The 17,235-nt window shown below is 72.8% G+C and carries 13 protein-coding genes; 6 read left to right on the forward strand and 7 right to left on the reverse strand.

The genetic code is table 11. From position 1 onward, the window contains the following. The first annotated feature begins 244 nt into the window (after positions 1 to 244). The 3 genes from ABZW03_RS21210 (at position 245) to ABZW03_RS21220 (ending at position 2,558) form a co-directional block, all read left to right on the forward strand. On the forward strand, positions 245 to 544 hold the full coding sequence (locus tag ABZW03_RS21210) for a hypothetical protein (RefSeq protein ID WP_355260319.1): 300 nt from the start codon (positions 245 to 247) through the stop codon (positions 542 to 544). Positions 545 to 764: 220 nt separating this feature from the next. Next, positions 765 to 1,145, forward strand: a complete 381-nt coding sequence (locus ABZW03_RS21215) for a hypothetical protein (protein ID WP_355260322.1) — start codon at positions 765 to 767, stop codon at positions 1,143 to 1,145. A 183-nt stretch (positions 1,146 to 1,328) separates the two neighbouring features. Beyond that, the gene (locus tag ABZW03_RS21220) at positions 1,329 to 2,558 is read left to right on the forward strand and encodes an aminotransferase class I/II-fold pyridoxal phosphate-dependent enzyme (protein ID WP_355260325.1); all 1,230 of its coding nucleotides are present in this window, start codon (positions 1,329 to 1,331) and stop codon (positions 2,556 to 2,558) included. A 227-nt stretch (positions 2,559 to 2,785) separates the two neighbouring features. Here ABZW03_RS21220 and ABZW03_RS21225 read toward each other — a convergent pair whose 3' ends face one another. Both ABZW03_RS21225 and ABZW03_RS21230 read right to left on the reverse strand, forming a co-directional pair. After that, a complete protein-coding gene (locus ABZW03_RS21225; RefSeq protein WP_355260328.1) occupies positions 2,786 to 4,171 on the reverse strand; it encodes an MFS transporter in 1,386 nt (461 codons plus the stop codon). A 182-nt stretch (positions 4,172 to 4,353) separates the two neighbouring features. Then, entirely contained in the window at positions 4,354 to 5,418 is a 1,065-nt protein-coding gene (locus ABZW03_RS21230; RefSeq protein ID WP_355260331.1) for a ParB N-terminal domain-containing protein, read from the reverse strand. A 339-nt stretch (positions 5,419 to 5,757) separates the two neighbouring features. On the opposite strand from ABZW03_RS21230, the gene ABZW03_RS21235 reads away from it, so the two are divergent. Then, positions 5,758 to 6,609: an alpha/beta fold hydrolase gene (locus ABZW03_RS21235; protein WP_355260334.1), complete on the forward strand. Its 852-nt coding sequence runs from the start codon at positions 5,758 to 5,760 to the stop codon at positions 6,607 to 6,609. Between the two features lie 31 nt (positions 6,610 to 6,640). Next, positions 6,641 to 7,417, forward strand: coding sequence for an SDR family oxidoreductase (locus tag ABZW03_RS21240; RefSeq protein ID WP_355260337.1), 777 nt, complete (start codon positions 6,641 to 6,643; stop codon positions 7,415 to 7,417). A gap of 89 nt (positions 7,418 to 7,506) precedes the next feature. Here the strand turns inward: ABZW03_RS21240 and ABZW03_RS21245 are convergent, their stop codons facing one another. The 5 genes from ABZW03_RS21245 to ABZW03_RS21265 all read right to left on the reverse strand — a co-directional run bounded on the left by ABZW03_RS21245 (position 7,507) and on the right by ABZW03_RS21265 (position 15,344). Then, the gene (locus tag ABZW03_RS21245; RefSeq protein WP_355260340.1) at positions 7,507 to 8,979 is read right to left on the reverse strand and encodes an MFS transporter; all 1,473 of its coding nucleotides are present in this window, start codon (positions 8,977 to 8,979) and stop codon (positions 7,507 to 7,509) included. 229 nt (positions 8,980 to 9,208) lie between these two features. Then, on the reverse strand, positions 9,209 to 10,978 hold the full coding sequence (locus tag ABZW03_RS21250) for a bifunctional sulfate adenylyltransferase subunit 1/adenylylsulfate kinase (RefSeq protein ID WP_355260343.1): 1,770 nt from the start codon (positions 10,976 to 10,978) through the stop codon (positions 9,209 to 9,211). 25 nt (positions 10,979 to 11,003) lie between these two features. Beyond that, entirely contained in the window at positions 11,004 to 11,918 is a 915-nt protein-coding gene (cysD, locus tag ABZW03_RS21255; RefSeq protein WP_355260346.1) for a sulfate adenylyltransferase subunit CysD, read from the reverse strand. Between the two features lie 98 nt (positions 11,919 to 12,016). Then, complete coding sequence (locus ABZW03_RS21260; protein ID WP_355260349.1) at positions 12,017 to 13,540, reverse strand: amino acid adenylation domain-containing protein; 1,524 nt, start codon at positions 13,538 to 13,540, stop codon at positions 12,017 to 12,019. Positions 13,541 to 13,652: 112 nt separating this feature from the next. Then, positions 13,653 to 15,344: a carbamoyltransferase C-terminal domain-containing protein gene (locus ABZW03_RS21265; RefSeq protein ID WP_355260352.1), complete on the reverse strand. Its 1,692-nt coding sequence runs from the start codon at positions 15,342 to 15,344 to the stop codon at positions 13,653 to 13,655. A 710-nt stretch (positions 15,345 to 16,054) separates the two neighbouring features. Between ABZW03_RS21265 and ABZW03_RS21270 the strand changes: the two genes are divergently transcribed. Continuing rightward, a partial coding sequence (locus ABZW03_RS21270; protein WP_355260354.1) for a radical SAM protein occupies positions 16,055 to 17,235 on the forward strand: 1,181 nt, incomplete at its 3' end.

A 17,235-nucleotide genomic window follows, 5' to 3' on the forward strand; every position in this document is an offset into this window, starting at 1 on the left:
GGAAGGGCCGCTGAGGGCGGCTCACCCCCGGCCCCGGCCCGGCCCGGCCCGGCCCGGCCTGCGCCCTGTGCCTGTGCCCGGCCCGGGTCGATCGTCTTCGACGGAATTCCCCCGCCGACCTCTACACAACTGTAGAGTTCCGGACGTGAGCTGCACCCCCGGCCGTCGGCCGCCCCCGAGCGGGCGTCCGGTGGCCGGGCCCGGGTCGGGAGGCGGAGCCGTGATGGAGAGTCAGTGCAGTGTCGTGTCCGCCGGAGGTCCCACGGCGACGGACCCGGCGGAGACGGACCCGGCGGAGACGGACCGGGCAGAGGCGGAACCGGCAGGGACGGAACCGGCGGAGCGGGAGGTCCAGTGGGTCTACCAGCCGGTCGAGGTGGACCTCGGGGGCGGCGCCTGGGCGCTCGGCCGGATCAGCGCGTGGTGGCAGGACGCGGCCGGGCGGCGCTGGTGCCGGCTGCGGGTCGGCCGCAGCGGCCAGCCCGCACTCTGGCAGCCGTTCGACCCGGCGCGGGTCCTACTGCTGCCCGTGGCGGGCCTCTGAACAGAAGGGGCTGACGCCCCGGCGGAACCGTACGGGGGGTCCCGTCCGTCCCTGGGAGCGACCGCTGACGGGCCGACCGGCATCCGGGGCCGATCCGGCCAGGGCTCGTCGCTAAGCTTTACAGCGTTGTAGAGCGCCGGTGGACCGCACCGGAGCGGAGGGGAAACCGGCTGGTCGGACCGGCTGGTTCGGACCGCACTGGACCCGTACGAGGAGCACGATGACTGACCGGATCGCACGTTCGATAGCGGGCGCCCTGGTGGCCCTGCTGGCCGCCGTCGGCCTCACCGCCGCGGCATCGGGCGCGGCGGCGGTGGCCGCACCCCGAACCGTCGCGGCCGCCGCCGCGAACCCCGGTGCGTCGGGCACCGGCGCCGTGGCTGCGGACTCCGGGCGGGAGGTCCGCACCGAGGCGCGCGCCGTGTCCGCCGCCGACGCGGCGCACCTCGCGGCCAAGGACGAGAAGAAGAAGAAAAAGGGTTTCTTCGCCAAGCTGGGCAAGTTCCTGCTGGTCGTGATCATCCTGATCATCCTGTTGGTCGTGCTGCTGATCGTCGGGATCGTCTACGCCGCCAAGCGGATCTTCAGCCGCCGCAAGTAGCCGCACGTCCGCATGCCGCCCGCATGCCGCACGCCGTCCGCATGCCGCACGCCGTGCACGGCCGCGACCCGGGCGTTCGATGCCGCCGCCCCGGGCGGTGGAGCCGGAACGACCGCCCGGGGCAGGCCACTTGACGGCGATTGGCCCTGGTCCGGGATGCCGGGCCGTCCGAGGATGGGCGCCATGAGCGACTTCCACCCCCAAGGGGCCCCGCACGCGACCTCCGGTACGAACGACGAGCTGCGCCCCGAGAGCCGGGTCGTCCACCCGCCGCTCGCCGAGGTGGCCGGCAGCCGTCCGCTCGGCGTCCCGCTGCACCAGGGCCACCTGTTCGCCTTCGACACCAGCGACGCGCTCGCCGAGGCCCACGGCGGACCGGACGGCGCCTTCTTCTACAACCGCTACGGCAACCCCACCGTCCGCTCGCTGGAGCAGGCCGTCGCCGGGCTGGAGGGCGGCACCGGTGCCCTCGCCACCGCCTCCGGCATGGGCGCGATCAACACCGTCCTGCTCGCCCTGCTGCGCGCCGGCGACCACGTGATCGCCCAGCGCAGCCTCTACGGCGGCACCGTCGGCGCGCTGGCCGACCTCACCGAGCGCTGGGGCGTCGAGGTCAGCTACGTGAGCGGCGACGACCCCGACGGGGTGGCGGCCGCGCTGCGGCCCGGCACCCGGGTGCTGTTGCTGGAGACCGTCTCCAACCCCACCACCCGGGTCACCGACCTGCCCGGGCTGATCGCCGTCGCGAAGCGGGCCGGGGTGGTGAGTGTGGTGGACAACACCTTCGCGACCCCGCTGCTCTGCCGCCCGATCGAGCACGGCGCGGACATCGTGATCCACTCCGTGACCAAGTACCTCGGCGGGCACTCGGACGTGCTCGGCGGCGTCGCCGTCTTCGCCGACCCGGAGCTGCACCGGCGGGTCTGGCGGCGCTCGCTCGAACTCGGCTCCTCCGCCGACCCGTTCGCCGCCTGGCTGACCCTGCGCGGGATGCAGACGCTCGCCCTGCGGGTCCGCCGCCACTGCGAGACCGCGCTCGACCTGGCCGGCCGGCTCGCCGCCCACCCCGCGGTCACCGCCGTCCACTACCCGGGCCTGCCCGCCCACCCCGACCACGACCTCGCCCGCCGGCTGCTGCCCGACGGCCACGGCGGCGTCCTGGCCTTCGACCTGGCCGGCGGCCGCGCGGCGGCCGGGACGTTCACCGAGTCCGTCCGGCTCGCCTCGCTGGCGCCGTCGCTGGGCGACGTGCACACCCTGGTCCTGCACCCGGCCAGCACCTCCCACCGGCAGCTGTCGGACGAGGAGTTGGCGGCGGTGGGCATCGGCCCGGGCACGGTGCGGCTCTCGGTGGGCATCGAGCACCCGGAGGACATCTGGGCGGACCTGCGGCGGGCGCTGGCGAAGGTGTGAGCGAGGGGGAGCCGTCAGGGCCGGTCGCCCGCCGCCGTGCACACCGGCAGCGCGAGGAACAGCCCTGACGGCTCCGCCCGTTCACGCGGGTCGGCCCTCCAGCCGGACGCCTCCCCGTCGGTGAGCGCCCCGGCCGCGCGGGCCGTCCCCGGCCGGGCCGGTCGGCACCGACAGGACCCGGTCCTCGGCGGACGAACCGCCCGGCCCCTCGCCGAACTCCCCCGTCCCTACCGCAGGTTCCGCCGCAGCTCCTCGGTGGAACGCGGGGCCGCCGCGGAGCCGGGGGAGTCCCCGGGCGGAGCCGGGGGCGGGGCGACCCGGCTGGCCTCGGCCAGCGCGAGGTCCTGGGTCTCCGGCGCCCACGCCCGGGTGAGCGCGAACCCGAGGGCCAGGACGGCCGCCAGGCCGTAGAGCGAGACCTGGATGCCGAAGCGGTCGATGACGATGGGGAGCAGGAAGGTGCCCACGCAGGCGCCGATCCTGCTGATGGCGGTGGCCACCCCCACGCCGGTGGCCCGCAGCTCCGTCGGGAACAGCTCGCCGGGGTAGACCGACTGGAGATTCGTCGCCGCGGCGAGCACCAGGGCGAACACGGCGAACGCGGCCACGTGGAGCACGACGAGGTCCTTGGGAAGGCCCGCCAGGACCGCGAGCGCGACCGTCGTGACGGCGAAGGTCCACAGCAGCATGCCGCGGCGCGGGGCCCGGCCGGCGACCGGCAGCCCGGCCACCGCGCCGAGCAGCAGGAACAGGTTGAAGACCAGGCCGGGCCAGAACCCGGTCCCGAGGCCGACGGCCTCGCTGATCTGCCCCTGGAAGATGTAGATCGCGTAGTACGGCAGCCCCTGGCAGGCCCAGAAGCCGCCCGCGAACACGGTGCGCCGCCACATCCGGCGGGAGAAGAGCTCCCGCATCCCCGCCGAGGCACCCGGATCCCGCCGGTCACCCGCCTCGATCTGGACGTCGGTGCCGTAGAACCGGTCCAGCACCGCCCGCGCCTCGGCCTGCCGGCCCTTCTCGAGCAGCCAGCGGGGAGACTCCGGCGCCCCGATGCGCAGCAGCAGGACGAGCACGGCCGGCACCGCGCTGCTGGCCAGCAGCCACCGCCAGGAGCTGTCGCCGAGCCCGTCCAGTGCGGCCTTCACGGGATAGGCGAGCGCGAGTCCGACGATGGCCAGGACGTTGAGGCAGGACAGCAGCAGACCGCGCCGTCTTCGCGGCACGAGCTCGGCGAGCATGGTGATGGCGATCGTGAAGTCCGCCCCGATCGCGACCCCCATCAGGAACCGGACCGCGAAGAGCGACAGCGGCCCCTGGGCCAGCGCCTGGACCGGGGAAAGGAGCAGCAGTGCCACGAGGTGGGCGAAGAACAGTGGTTTCCGCCCGAACCGGTCCGTGATCCGGCCGAACGCCAGACTGCCCGCGAACAGCCCGAACAGCGTGGCCGATCCGATCGCGCCGTACCACGTGGGACTGAGGTCCACCTGCGGACCCCAGGAGGCCAGCGCGAAGCCGCCGACCCCCAGCACATAGCCGTCCAGGAACAGGCTGCCGCCGCAGAACAGCACGGCCCGGAAATGGAACGAGTTGAACGGTACGTCATCGAACTTCACCGCAGGTGTACGCACGGATGCCACCCCCTGGGGCCGGGGCCGAATCGGTCGCGTTTCCGGCTCCGGTGCCCGACGGGCACCGTCGGGCACCGGCCGAAACCGTCCGGCGCAGTCTGGTTCCCGGTTGGAACCGCACGAGAACATACAGCACCCGGCCGGTCCGGTCGATACGGCCGAAGGGGTCATTCCGGCGATCGGACCCGGAATTTCTCTTCGCATTGGAGGGCGAGTCCGCTCCACAGGTCCGCACACGATCTGATCAGTTCGGTGATGGTTTCCCGACAGTGGGCCGGAGCGGCCTCCAGCAGCAGTATCAGCTTGTCCTCGCCGAGGGAATGGATGTCGAGTAATCGGATCAGGCTGCGCCCCGCCTCGCTGAAACGCAGTGAGGGGTCCTGCTTGAGCCGTTTGAGCAGCAGCGCCCGGTCCTCGGCGGTCGAGGCGGCGGCCGAGGGCAGCCGGCGCTCGGTCGGGGCCGTCCGCTCGGGCGGCGTTCTCGGTTCGGGCGGCGTTCTCGGTTCGGGCGGGGTTCTCCGGTCCGGCGGGGTGCGGCGGCGGGGCGCCGCGGGATCCTCCCCGCGGGCCAGCCGGTCCCGTACGCTGCGCGCCGTTCCCTGGGAGACGCCGGCCCTGGCGGCGATCTGCCGGAGCGAGGCGGTGGGGTCGTCCTGCAGCAGCCGGCTGACGCGCAGCCGCCCCTCGGTGGCGTCCAGCGGGCGGGCCCGCCCGTCGCGACCCACCCGGGCGCCCAACTGGGGAGTGTTGCCAGTCGCGCGCCGGCGGATCGCCGCCACCGTCTTCGCCGCCAGCCCCGTCGCCGACGCGATGGCCCGGTCCGACCAGTGCGGATGGGAGGCGATGATGCGTTCGGTCGCGGCCGTCCGGTCGGCCCGGGAAAGCGGAAGGCCGTGACCGATATTGGCCTCGACGGCGAGGACGAAGGCATCGGCCTCGTCGCCGTCGAAGAACATCACGTCGATCTCGGTCTCGCCGCGCAATTCGGCCGCGCGCAGCCGGTGCGCGCCGTCGATGACCCGCATGGTATTGCGATGCACTATTATCGGCGGCAGTTCGGCTTCGGACTCGGCGAGTACCCGGACGTGTGCGTCGCTCTCCCCGTCGAGCCGTGGGGAGTCGCATGACAGCAATGATCGGATCGGAACCGACTGAGGCGGGTTCCGGTTCAATCTCCGCTCGAACGGCAGAATGACCGCGTTCTGATCAAGGCCTTCAGGTTGGGAAATCATCAGCAATCCCCCCGAGTGACTCTGGTGACCTCGGCAGGCGTCTCCGGAGCCGTGTCACCAGTCAGAGTGATCAATGGGGTGCAATGGGGTGCAGGGTAGGATCACAAAAAACGCGGCGGTCGAAGGGGGTGCCTGTCGACAGCGCGCGCAATGGAACCTTGTTCCGGGTGTGATGGTTGATAACCGTACGTTATGTCCGGGTAACGGGCAACCGTTCGATCCCGACTCCGGGCGCTTCGACCGGAAACGGCCGCCCGGCGCGCGCCCGGCCTGCCGAGCGGGCGCGGCGGCGCGTCCCGGCGTCCGCGGAGAGCCGCGACGAGCACCGGTGGAGCCGCGATGAGCACCGAGAGAACCGAGGACGTCGACACCGCCGGGACCAGGTTCCGCGCGCTCGACGGCCTGTGGCTGGCCGGCACGCTGACCCTGCCGCGCGAGCCCGCTGCCCCCGCCGTGGTCCTGCTGCACGGCAACGGCGTGACGCGGGAGGAGAACGGGCTCTTCACCAGGCTGGCCGCCGCGCTGGGGCGGGCGGGCGTGCCCAGCCTGCGGTTCGACCTGCGGGCCCACGGCGAGAGCGAGGGACTCCAGCAGGACCGGACGCTCAGCGCGCACCTGAACGACATCCGCGCCGCCCTGGCCCACCTGCGCGCGGCGGCCGGCACGGAGGCCACCAGCCTGCTCGCCACCGGCTTCAGCGGCGGCACCGCCGCCCTCTACGCGGCCCGGCGGCCGCGGGAGGTGGCCCGGCTGGTGCTGCTCAACCCCCAACTCGACCACAAGCGCCGCTTCGTCGACCAGAAGCCCTGGTGGGTCGAGGACTTCCTCGAGGAGGAACACGCGCGGCAGCTCACCGAACGGGGGTACCTGGAGCACTCGCCGACCGTCCGGCACGGCCGGGCGCTGCTGAACGAGGTGTTCTGGCTCCAGGCCCGCACCGAGCTCGGCGACATCCTGGCGCCGACCCTCCTCGTGCACGGGACCGAGGACGCGTTCGTCCCGATCGAGGCCTCCAGGGCCGCCGTCGAGCAGCTCAGGAGCGGTGGCGAACTGGTGGAGATCGACGGTGCGGCGCACGGATTCGCGGTGCCCGACGACGACGCCTACCTCGACCCGCGGACCCATCGGTGGCAGGCTGTCGCCATCGACAGGGCGGTCGGCTGGCTGGCTCGGCGGCCGGCGCCCTCGTGACACCCACGACACGGCTCGGGAGGTGGCTTTCGTGGATTCCGGCTTCCCGGAGGCGTTGCGGCGGTTCGATCTCACCGGCCGGGTGGCCGTGGTGACCGGAGCCTCGTCCGGCCTCGGCGAGGGCCTCGCCCGGGCGATCGCCTCGCTCGGGGCCAGGGTCGCCCTGGTGGCCCGCCGCCGCGACCGCCTGGCGAAGATCGCCGACGAGATCGGGGGCGTCCCGATCGCCTGCGACCTGCTCGACCAGGACCAGTTGGCGGCCGTCGTCCCGCGGGTCGTCGCCGAACTCGGCGGCCCGGAGATCCTGGTGAACGTGGCCGGCGACATCTTCAGCCGCGCGCCCGCCGAGGACGAGCCCCTGGAGGCGATCCGCCGGACGCTCGACCTCAACCTGGTCGCGCCGTTCCGGCTGTCGCAGGAGGTGTTCCCCCACATGGTCCGCGCCGGCCGGGGCTCCATCGTCCACGTGTCGTCGATCAGCGGCCACGTGGGGCTGCCCGGTCTGCCGCAGGCCTCCTACGCCGCCAGCAAGCACGGGCTGTCGGGACTGACCACCGAACTCGCCGTGCAGTGGGCCCGGCACGGCATCCGGGTCAACACCGTCGCCCCGGGCTTCTTCCGCAGCGAGATCAACGACGAGCTGTACCAGGACGGGGAGTTCAGGACGTGGCTGCAGCGCAACACCCCGCTGCCCGCCGACGCCCGCTTCGACGACTTCGAAGGGGCCGTGCTGTGGCTGGCCAGTGACGCCGGCCGGCACGTGACGGGGCAGACGGTGGTGGTCGACGGCGGCTGGACGGCCCAGTAGGCCCGTCGTGGCTCCGGAGGCGCGGGCGCCTCCGGAGCACTGCCTGACGCGCCGTCATGTCGCCTAAGCAGGAGGGGACTTGCCCGGTGCTACGCGGCGCCGTCGGCGCTCTGCGCGTCGATGCGGGGCCCGGACGCCGCGGCCGGCCGTGGCCGGCTGTCCCAGCCCCGGCCGGCGCCGATCGCCAGGGCGCCCAGCAGGCCGACCGCCGCCGCGAACAGGTAGGCGCCGTGGTACCCGGACAGCGTGCCGGCGTCGCCGTCGCCGGCCGTGGCGGAGGCGACCACCACCAGCAGCGCCAGCCCCAGGCTGGAACCGATCTGCTGCGCCACGACGTTGATCGCGCCGGCCACGCCGTGCCGCTCCGCGGGCACCCCGGTGAGGCCGGCGGCGGTCATCGCGGGGAAGGCGACGCCCATGCCGAGGCCGATGACGACGATGCCCGGCAGCATGTGCACCCAGTAGGTGCTGGAGGGCGAGGTCCACACCCAGGACGCGATGCCGAGCGCGACCAGGAGCAGGCCGGCGGCCAGCAGCGGGCGCTGGCCGAACCGGGCCAGCAGCGGCCCCGACAGGTAGTTGGCCACCACGAAGACCGCACAGGAGAGCGGCAGCACGGCCAGGGCGGAGGTGAGCGGCGAGTAGCCGAGGGTCTCCTGAAGGTAGAGCGGCGCGAAGAACAGCAGGCCGACCACGCAGGTGTACGAGCAGGAGGCGGCCAGGAAGGCGGCCCGGACCGGGACGGCCCGGAACAGCTCCATCGGGATGAGCGGATCCGTCGCGCGGCGCTCCAGGAGCACGAAGGACACCAGCAGCGCGACGGCGACCGCCAGCGACGCCACCACCAGCGGGTCGCCCCAGCCCCGTTCCTCGCCCTGACTCACCCCGAACACCGCGAGGATCAGCCCCGCCGTCACCGTGACGGCCCCCGGCAGGTCGAGCGGCGCCGTGCGCCGGACGCCCGCGGGCAGGCCCGCCTTGACGCCGAGCAGCACCAGCACGCCGCACAGCACGGACACGGCGAACACCGAGCGCCAGGTCATCAGTTGGGTCAGGACGCCGCCGAGTACGAGGCCGGCGCTGGCGCTGACCGAGCCGACGGCGGCGTAGACGCCGAACGCGCGGTTGCGCGGGGTGCCTTCGGGGAAGACCTCGCCGAGCAGGGCCAGCGCGGCCGGCCCGGAGAGGGCGGCCCCGATGCCCTGGACGGCGCGGGCGGCGATCAGCACGCCCTCGTTCGGGGCGATCGCACCCCCCAGGGCGGCGGCGGTGAACAGGCCCACGCCCAGCGCGAAGATCAGCCGCCGGCCGAGGATGTCGGCCAGCCGGCCGCTCAGCAGCAGGAAGCCGGCGAAGGTGATGCTGTAGGACGTCATGACCCACTGCAGGGTGCTGTTGTCCAGGTCGAACCTCTCGCTGATCGCCGGCAGCGCCGCGTTGATGACGTTCAGGCTGCCGACGTCGAGCGCCAGCGCACCTGAGATGACGGCCAGGGCCAGTCCCAGCCGCACCTTCGGCGCCGGCAGGGCGGCGGTGGCACCCGCCCGGGGTGCAGAACTCACGGGTACTCCTCATCCGCGTGAACCGAGGCCGCTACCGCCCCGGTCGGGGAGTGGGTCCTCCTGGACTCCGGGGCTTCCGGGGCTGATGCGCCGACCGCGAGCCGCTGTTCAGGGAACCGCTTCATGGTGCAGGCACGAACGAAGCACGCGTCGGCCGTCGGCGTCAAGGCCGTGCGCAGGACTCAAGCCACGCGCCCTCCGGGAACCCGCCGGCCCCGCATGACCGCGCTCACAGCGGTATCTGACGCAGGATCAGAGTAGCGACGGAGGTGGGTTCTTGGCCGCGAAGGACCAGTCGAAGGTCCGGCCGGCCCCCGGGCGGGCGGCCGCTTCCGGCCCCGTCCTCCGGCGCGGACGAGGGGTCCGCGACGATCTCCACGATGGAGATCCCGGACCGTTCGTGGACCCTCCGGAGTTCGCCGTAGTCGGCCGGGGGCGGGCCGGGCAGCGGGACCACCGCCACCAGGCCGGCCTCGGCGAGCAGCCGGGCCACCTCGCCGGCCCGGCGCGCGTACTCGGCCCGGCCCGCGGCGTCCGGGCCGAGATCGCGGTTCAGCCCGCGCCGCAGGGTCTCCTCGTCGAGCAGGCGGACGCGGTGGCCGGCGGCGGCCAGCCGGCGTTCGAGTGCGGCCGCGACGTCCCGCAGCTGCGGCGCCGGGGCCCCGCTCAGCCACAACGTCCGCCCCGGTAGGGCCCGTTGTCCGCCGTCCTCGCCGCCCGCGCGGGACGGCTCCCGGTCGGCCGGCGCGCTCGGGCCGGTGATCATGCCGACGCCGCAGGTGTCGTTGGTCGTGTCGTCGACCAGGATGAAACTGCCGGTGGCTCGATTGCGACGGTAGGGGTCGAACATCAGCGGCTGTCGGATCCGCAGCCGGACGCGGCCGATCTCGTTGAGCGACAGCTGTGCGGAACTCGCGTCGCGGTGCAGCGAGTTGACGTCGATCCGGTAGTCGAGGGCGTGGACCTCGGCGGCGGCCGCGCGGGTGGTGTGCCGCACGGTGTACGTCGAGCCGGGCCTGAGCACGGACCGCTCGGAGAACCAGCAGACCACCGCGTCGAGGTCCTGTCCGACGTGCGGCCGGTTGCCGGGCCGGCAGAGCAGGTCGCCGCGGCCGATGTCGAGGTCGTCGGCGAGCCGGAAGGTCACCGCCTGCGAGGCGAAGGCCTCGGCGAGCGGCTCGCCGCCCGGCCCCCAGATCGCCGACACCGTCGAGGTGAGCCCGGAGGGGAGCGTGACGACCGGATCGCCCGGCCGGAACACGCCGCTGGCGATCGTGCCCGCGTAGCCGCGGAAGTCCCCGCCGGGCGCGCGCGTCACGTACTGCACCGGGAACCGCGCGTCGACGAGGTTGCGGTCGGAGGCCACGTGGACCTCCTCCAGGTGGTGCAGCAGGGGCGCACCCTCGTACCACGGCAGGTTCGGGCTCCGGTGGACGATGTTGTCGCCGTGCAGGGCGGAGACCGGGACGAACGACAGGTCCGGCACGTCCAGCTTCAGGGTGAAGCGGCGGAACTCCTCGCGGATCTCCTCGAACCGGTCCCGGGACCAGTCCACCAGGTCCATCTTGTTGACGCACAGGACCAGGTGCGGGACCCCGAGCAGGGCGGACAGGAACGCGTGCCGCCGGGACTGCTCCAGCACGCCCTTGCGCGCGTCGACGAGGATCAGCGCGAGGTCGGCGGTGGAGGCCGCGGTGACCATGTTCCGGGTGTACTGGACGTGCCCGGGGGAGTCGGCGAGGACGAACTTGCGCCGGGGCGTGGCGAAGTACCGGTACGCCACGTCGATGGTGATGCCCTGCTCGCGCTCGGCGCGCAGCCCGTCGGTGAGCAGCGCGAGGTTCGGGGCGTGCTCGCCCCGCTCCCGGCTGGTGCGCTCGATCCCCGCGAGCTGGTCGGTGAAGACCGCCTTGGAGTCGTACAGCAGCCGGCCGATCAGGGTGGACTTGCCGTCGTCGACGCTGCCCGCGGTGGCCACGCGCAGGAGTTGGTGAGCCATCAGCGATCCCGGGGGAGCGGAGCCATCAGAAGTACCCTTCCCTCTTGCGGTCTTCCATGCCGGCTTCGGAGACCCGGTCGTCGGCGCGGGTCGCGCCGCGCTCGGTGACCCGGGTGGCGGCCACCTCGGCGGTGACCTCGGCCGGAGTCGAGGCGGCCGACTCCACGCAGCCGGTGCAGGTGGCGTCCCCGACGGTGCGGAACCGCACGGTCGCCGGGTACGGCCGCTCCCCGTCCGCGAGGGTGAGGAAGCGGGTGTGCGCGAGCAGCATCCCGTCGCGCTGCACCACCGGCCGGCGGTGGGCGTAGTAGAGCGAGGGGAGGTCGATCCCCTCCGCCGTGATGTACGTCCAGATGTCCAGCTCGGTCCAGTTCGACAGCGGGAAGACCCGGATGTGCTCACCCCGGTGGTGCCGCCCGTTGTAGAGGTTCCACAGCTCGGGCCGCTGGTTGCGGGGGTCCCACTGGCCGAGCCGGTCGCGGAAGCTGAACACCCGCTCCTTGGCCCGGGCCTTCTCCTCGTCCCGGCGCGCCCCGCCGAAGACCGCGTCGAAGGCGTGCTCGCGGATCGTGCGCAGCAGGGTGGCCGTCTGCAGCCGGTTCCGCGAGGCCTGCGGCCCGGTCTGCTCGCTGACCCGGCCGGCGTCGATGTCGTCCTGCACCCGGCCGACGAGCAGGCGTACGCCCGCCCGGGCGACGGCCCGGTCGCGGTAGGCGATCACCTCGTCGAAGTTGTGCCCGGTGTCCACGTGGAGCAGCGGGAAGGGCGGCGGGGCGGGCCAGAAGGCCTTGGCCGCCAGGTGCAGCATGACGGCGGAGTCCTTGCCGCCGGAGAACAGCAGCGCCGGCCGCTCGAAGGTCGCCGCCACCTCGCGGAAGATGTGCACCGACTCGGCTTCCAGCGCGTCGAGATGGGCCGACTCGTAGACGGTCGGAGCCACTTGGTGTACCCCCAGGGGAGCGGTGGGCGGTCGGGTGCGAGGGGCGCGGGCGTGCCCGGTCCGCCGCCGCCGGCGGACCGGGCACCCCGTCGCCGGTGCTACTCGGGGACCGAGCGGGCCAGGGCGTCGCGGTCGACCTTGCCCACCGGGGTGAAGGGGAACGCCGACACCTCGAAGTACCGGGTGGGCACGAAGTGCCGCGGCAGGACCTTGAGCAGTTCCTCCCGCAGCTGCTCGGCGCCGGTCGCGGCCCCGGGGGCGGGGATGTAGTGGGCCGCGAGGAACTGCTCCTCGCCCCCGGTGTGGGCGGTCACCAGGGCGTCGGTGACGCTCGCCAGCGCCCGGAGCTGGATCTCGATCTCCTCCAGCTCGATCCGGTTGCTGTTGATCTTGACCTGGGTGTCCCGGCGGCCGAGGAACTCGATCTCCCCGTCGGGCAGCCGCCGGCCGTGGTCGCCCGAGAGGTACGCCGTGCCGTGGCCGGGCCACGGGCGGAACCGCTGGGCCGTCAGCTCGGGCAGGTTCAGGTAGCCGCCGGGGACCTGGGCCCCGCCGACGCAGATCTCGCCCTCGACCCCGGGGGGCAGCGGCTTCAGGTCCCCGTCGACGACCTCGACCACCGCGCCGTCGATGGCCGTGCCGATCGTCGGCCGGTCCGGCCAGGCCTTCGGGTCGCCGTCCAGCGTCTTCGCGGAGACGATGTGCACCTCCGTCATGCCGTACTGGTTCTGCAGCCGGGCGCCGGTGCGCTCGAAGAACGACCGCACCGAGTCGTTGATCTGCAGCTGCTCGCCGGCGGTGATGACCTCCCGCAGCGAGGCGGGGTAGAGCCCGGTGCGGTGGGCGGCCTCGACGACCTGGTAGAGCGTGGTGAAGGACAGGTACACCCGGTTGATCCGCTGCTCGTCCAGGTACCTGAGGACCTTCTCCCAGTCCCGGCGGATCTCCTCGGTGACCAGGACGAGGGTGCCGCCGCTGGCCCAGGTGGCCATGATCTCCTGGAAGGCGACGTCCACGCTCAGCGGCCACAGCTGCAGCGTGTTCCAGCCCACCGTGGAGCCCGAGTCGGCCACCTGCCAGGCGATGATGTTGGCGAGCGCCCGGTGGGGCATCTCGACGCCCTTGGGCCACCCGGTGGAGCCGGAGGTGTAGGTGACGTACGCGGTGTCCTCCATCGACACCTCGACGGCGGACGGCGCCGGGTCCGCGTCGGGGCCGGCCACCACGACGTCGTCGAGGGTCTCCAGCCGGCACCCCTCGGGGAGGGTGATCAGGTCCGTCAGCGAGGAGCGGCACAGCAGGCGGTCGGCGCCGCTGTTGGCCAGCATGTAGTCGAGCCGGCGCCTCGGGTACGTGGTGTCGAGCGGGACGTAGCCGCCGCCCCCGGCGAGCACCGCCAGCACCGCGATGACGAGCTCCGGGGAGCGGTCGTTGAGCAGGGCGGCCCGCCGGGTGCCCACCAGGTGCCGTCCGAACCGCTGGATCGAAGCGAGGACTTGACGGTAGGTCAGCTCACCTCCGGCCCACCGCAGGGCGATGGCGTCGGGGGTGGCCGCGGCCTGCGCCGCGACCATCTGGTGAACCGGGACCGTGGCCCGGGTGCCGGCGTCGTGGTCGGTCATGAGGAATCCCGTTTCCGATAGGGCTGGACCGGATGCATGGGCTGATGCGGGGCCGGGCGGAGGGGCCGGCCCCGGCCCCGGGGCGCCGCCGTCCCGGGGCCGTGCGGGCCGCTCAGGCGGCGGCCGGCTCGATGTCCAGGTCGACGTCGTCCTTCCACAGCACGGTGTCGTCCATGACGAGCACGTCGAGGCCGGACTTGACGAAGCAGCGGATCGCGTCCTCCGGGGTCCGGGCGATCGGCTCGCCCTTGATGTTGAGCGAGGTGTTGAGGACCATCGGGACCCCGGTGAGCCGGTCGAACTCCTCGATCAGGCGGTGGTAGAGCGGGTTCGCCTGCGGGGTGACGGTCTGGACCCGGGCGGTGCCGTCGACGTGGGTGATGGCCGGGACGGTCTCCCGCCGGTCCGGTCGGACACTGAGCGAGAGCAGCATGTACGGCGACTCGATCGCGGGCTCGAACCACCCGGCGCTCTTCTCGGCCAGCACGGACGGCGCGAACGGACGCCAGGACTCGCGGAACTTCACCCGCATGTTGATCTTGTCGGGCATGGCCGGATTCCGCGGGTCCGCCAGGATCGAGCGGTTGCCCAGCGCCCGCGGACCGAACTCCATCCGGCCCTGGCACCAGCCGACCACGAAGCCCCGCGCGACGGCCGCCGCGGCGACCGCGGCCGGGTCCGACACCCGCGCGACCCGGCTGACCCCGCTGGCCGCGACGGCCTGGGCCACCGCCGCGCGGTCGATCGCCTCGCCGAGGTAGATCTGGTCGGCGGGAACCTTCGGCGCCCGGCCCGAGTGCTCGACCCACTGGAGGAACGCCGCCCCGACCGCGGCCCCCGCGTCATGGGCGGCCGGCGGGATGAAGACCTTGTCCGCCAGCGCCGACGCGGCCAGCGCGCCGTTGGCGTTGCAGTTCAGCGCGACCCCGCCCGCGAGCACGAACTCCCGCCGCCCGGTGAGCTCTTCGAGCCGCGCGGCCAGGAAGTGGTAGACCTCCTCGAGCTTGCGCTGCACCGCGAAGGCCAGCTCCCGCGAGTTGTCGTCGGGCTGCCCCGGCGCCGCCTTGTGGACGTCGAACTCCCGCAGCCGGTCGCGGTGCACCCGGTAGCGCTGCGAGGAGAAGGTGACCACGTCGTCCAGGTCGAACCGGCCGGAGCCGTACGCGGAGAGCCCCATCGTCTTGCCCTCGTTGCCGATCGCCCCCAGGTGCCCGGCTCGCTCCTGCCGGCCGCTCCTGCGGTACAGCCCGCACAGGCTGGTGATGTACGTGTACAGGTGCCCGAGCGAGTCGGCCACCGGGTAGGACTCCAGGTGCTCGATCCGGGTGCCCGAGGCGCTCCACAGCGAGGTGGACTCCTCCTCGCCGCGGCCGTCCATCACCAGGACGTTCGCCTCGGGCAGCCCGCTGAGCCAGAAGCCGCAGGCGGCGTGCGTCAGGTGGTGGCGGAAGTGCCTCGCGCGGCCGAACCCGTTCAGTTCGAGCTGCTCCGTGGCCTCCTGCCAGGTCTGCCGGTTCAGGTTCCGGATCACCTCCAGGCCGGCCGGCGTGAGGTCGTCGTGGTCGATCAGGTTCTGGTCGAACGGGTCGGTGTTGTCCCGGAACTTCCCGTAGTCGAAGGTGAGCCCGACGCCGAGCACGTCCTCGCGCCGCACGCCCGCCTGCTCCAGGCAGTAGTCGATCGCCGCGTTCGGGAATTCGGCGGTGTGCCGGTCCCGGTTGAACCGTTCCTCCTCGACGGCGCAGACCAGCTCGCCGTCCACGACGATCGCCGCCGACGTGTCGTGCAGGATGTTCAACCCCAAAAAGGCGGATGCCAATGTCCCCTCCGAGGGTTCCGATGCGGTCCGCATCTGCTGAAACGAGTCGTGCTCCGGGCAAGGCGGGAATGACCGGGCCGCGTACGCACGGCGCCCCGGCGGGAAACGGCGCTGGTCGTGAAGGAAAGGACGGGATGTCCGGGCCTTTTCCCGGGTGTGAATGCCCCGGGCGGCCGGCGGAGGTCCTGGACGGCTTCTCCTCATGGAGGATGAGGTGCGTTGCGCACGAAGCTACGAGAGTTGCGCGAGGAGGGCAAGACGGCGGAAGCGCCGACCCGCCCGGGCGTGCTCCGGGCACGTCCGGAGCGGGCCGGGGTGCCCAACTGAGGAGCCGCGGCAGTTGCGCGCCGGCGGATCGTCCCCGCCCCACCCCCGGGCCGGGCGGGGGCTGGACAGGTTCGACCCGGGCCGGTAGACAGGCAGACGGCCCGAATGGATTCGGCCCGGAACAATCTCCCGGTGCGGACGGGATCGCTCCTCTCCCCGCCACGGCCCTTCGCCGATCGGCGGCACGCAGAACGAATCGGATCGACGTCTCATTGACGTGCGGTCAAGGCGTCATGAAGCTGTGGGTTGCCAGCGCCGAGGGGGGGAAGCGTTTGAGGATTTCGGTTCGACGGTGAGCGGACGTACGTCAACACCTGAGGGGAAACGCCATGCACCGACTTCCGAGCACATTCGAGTTCCAGACTTCCGTGGAGACGATCCGAGCGCACCACTGGCGGTCCTACACCGACACCTACAAGGGCTGCGAGTTCGAGTGCCAGTACTGCCTCTACAAGGGGCCCGGTGAATACGGACGCCACGTCCGCCCGGTCGAAGTCTCCATCCCCGCGCGCAGCGACCTCGGCATCGTCGACATCGGGACCACCACGGACCCGTACCAGCCGATGGAGGCGGAGCAGAAGCTCACCCGGTCGATCCTCGAAGCCGCACTCGCCGAGCGGATCCCGCTCTTCGTGCTCACCCGCGGCAACCTGGTGCTGCGCGACGCGGACCTGCTGCGCGAACTGGCCGCGGCCGGGCTGGTGGAGGTCTGCGTCTCCATCATCACCCTGAACGAGGAGGTCACGACCCGCATCGAGCCGAACGCCCCGCGCCCGATCGAACGGCTGCGAGTCGCCGAGCAGTTGGCCGCCCAGGACATCCCGGTGGCCTTCCACGTGGCCCCGCTCATCCCGGGCCTGGACACCCCGGAGAACCTCGCCGCGATGGGCAGGACCCTCGCCGAGACCTGCGGCAGCCACGTCTTCAGCGCCATGCTGGGAGCCCGCAAGCCGTACTGGGCGCCGTTCTACCAGGGCATGGACGCCGTCGCCGACAAGTGCGGCTCCTTCGAGACCTTCCAGCAGGCCTACCCGCGGGACTTCGACTTCAGCCGCGACGCGGCCGACACCTGCGACTTCGAGCACGCGCTGCCGGCCCTCACCCCGCTGCGGGACGGCGTCACCGCGGGCGGAGCCGTCTACGTCTCCGAGAACTACCCGTTCCTGACCACCGGAGCGCTGGAGAAGGGCATCTACCGCTGGAAGCTGCCCACCGTCTACGACATGGCGAGCTTCATCGAGGAGCGGGGCACGGTCACCCAGTGGGACGACTTCGTCACCTGGTACCGCGGCTACCAGCCCAGCGACCGGCTGGTGGCCCTGGTCCGCTCGCTGTGGGACAGCGGTGAGCTGTTCCTCGGCACCCGCCTGGCCAAGCAGGACGAGGGCTACGTCATCTCCGAGACCCTGCTGCTGCCCGCCCGCCACACCCTGGTCGCCAAGCGCACGCCCGTTGCCCACACCACGGCCAGCACCCCGCCCGCGCAGGCCGCCGCCGGTGCCCAGCGCAGCGCCGCGCACAGCAGCGCCGCCACCGCCACCAGGGCGCT

The sequence above is a fragment of the Kitasatospora sp. NPDC004799 genome (assembly GCF_040609095.1).
Classification (GTDB): Bacteria; Actinomycetota; Actinomycetes; order Streptomycetales; family Streptomycetaceae; genus Kitasatospora.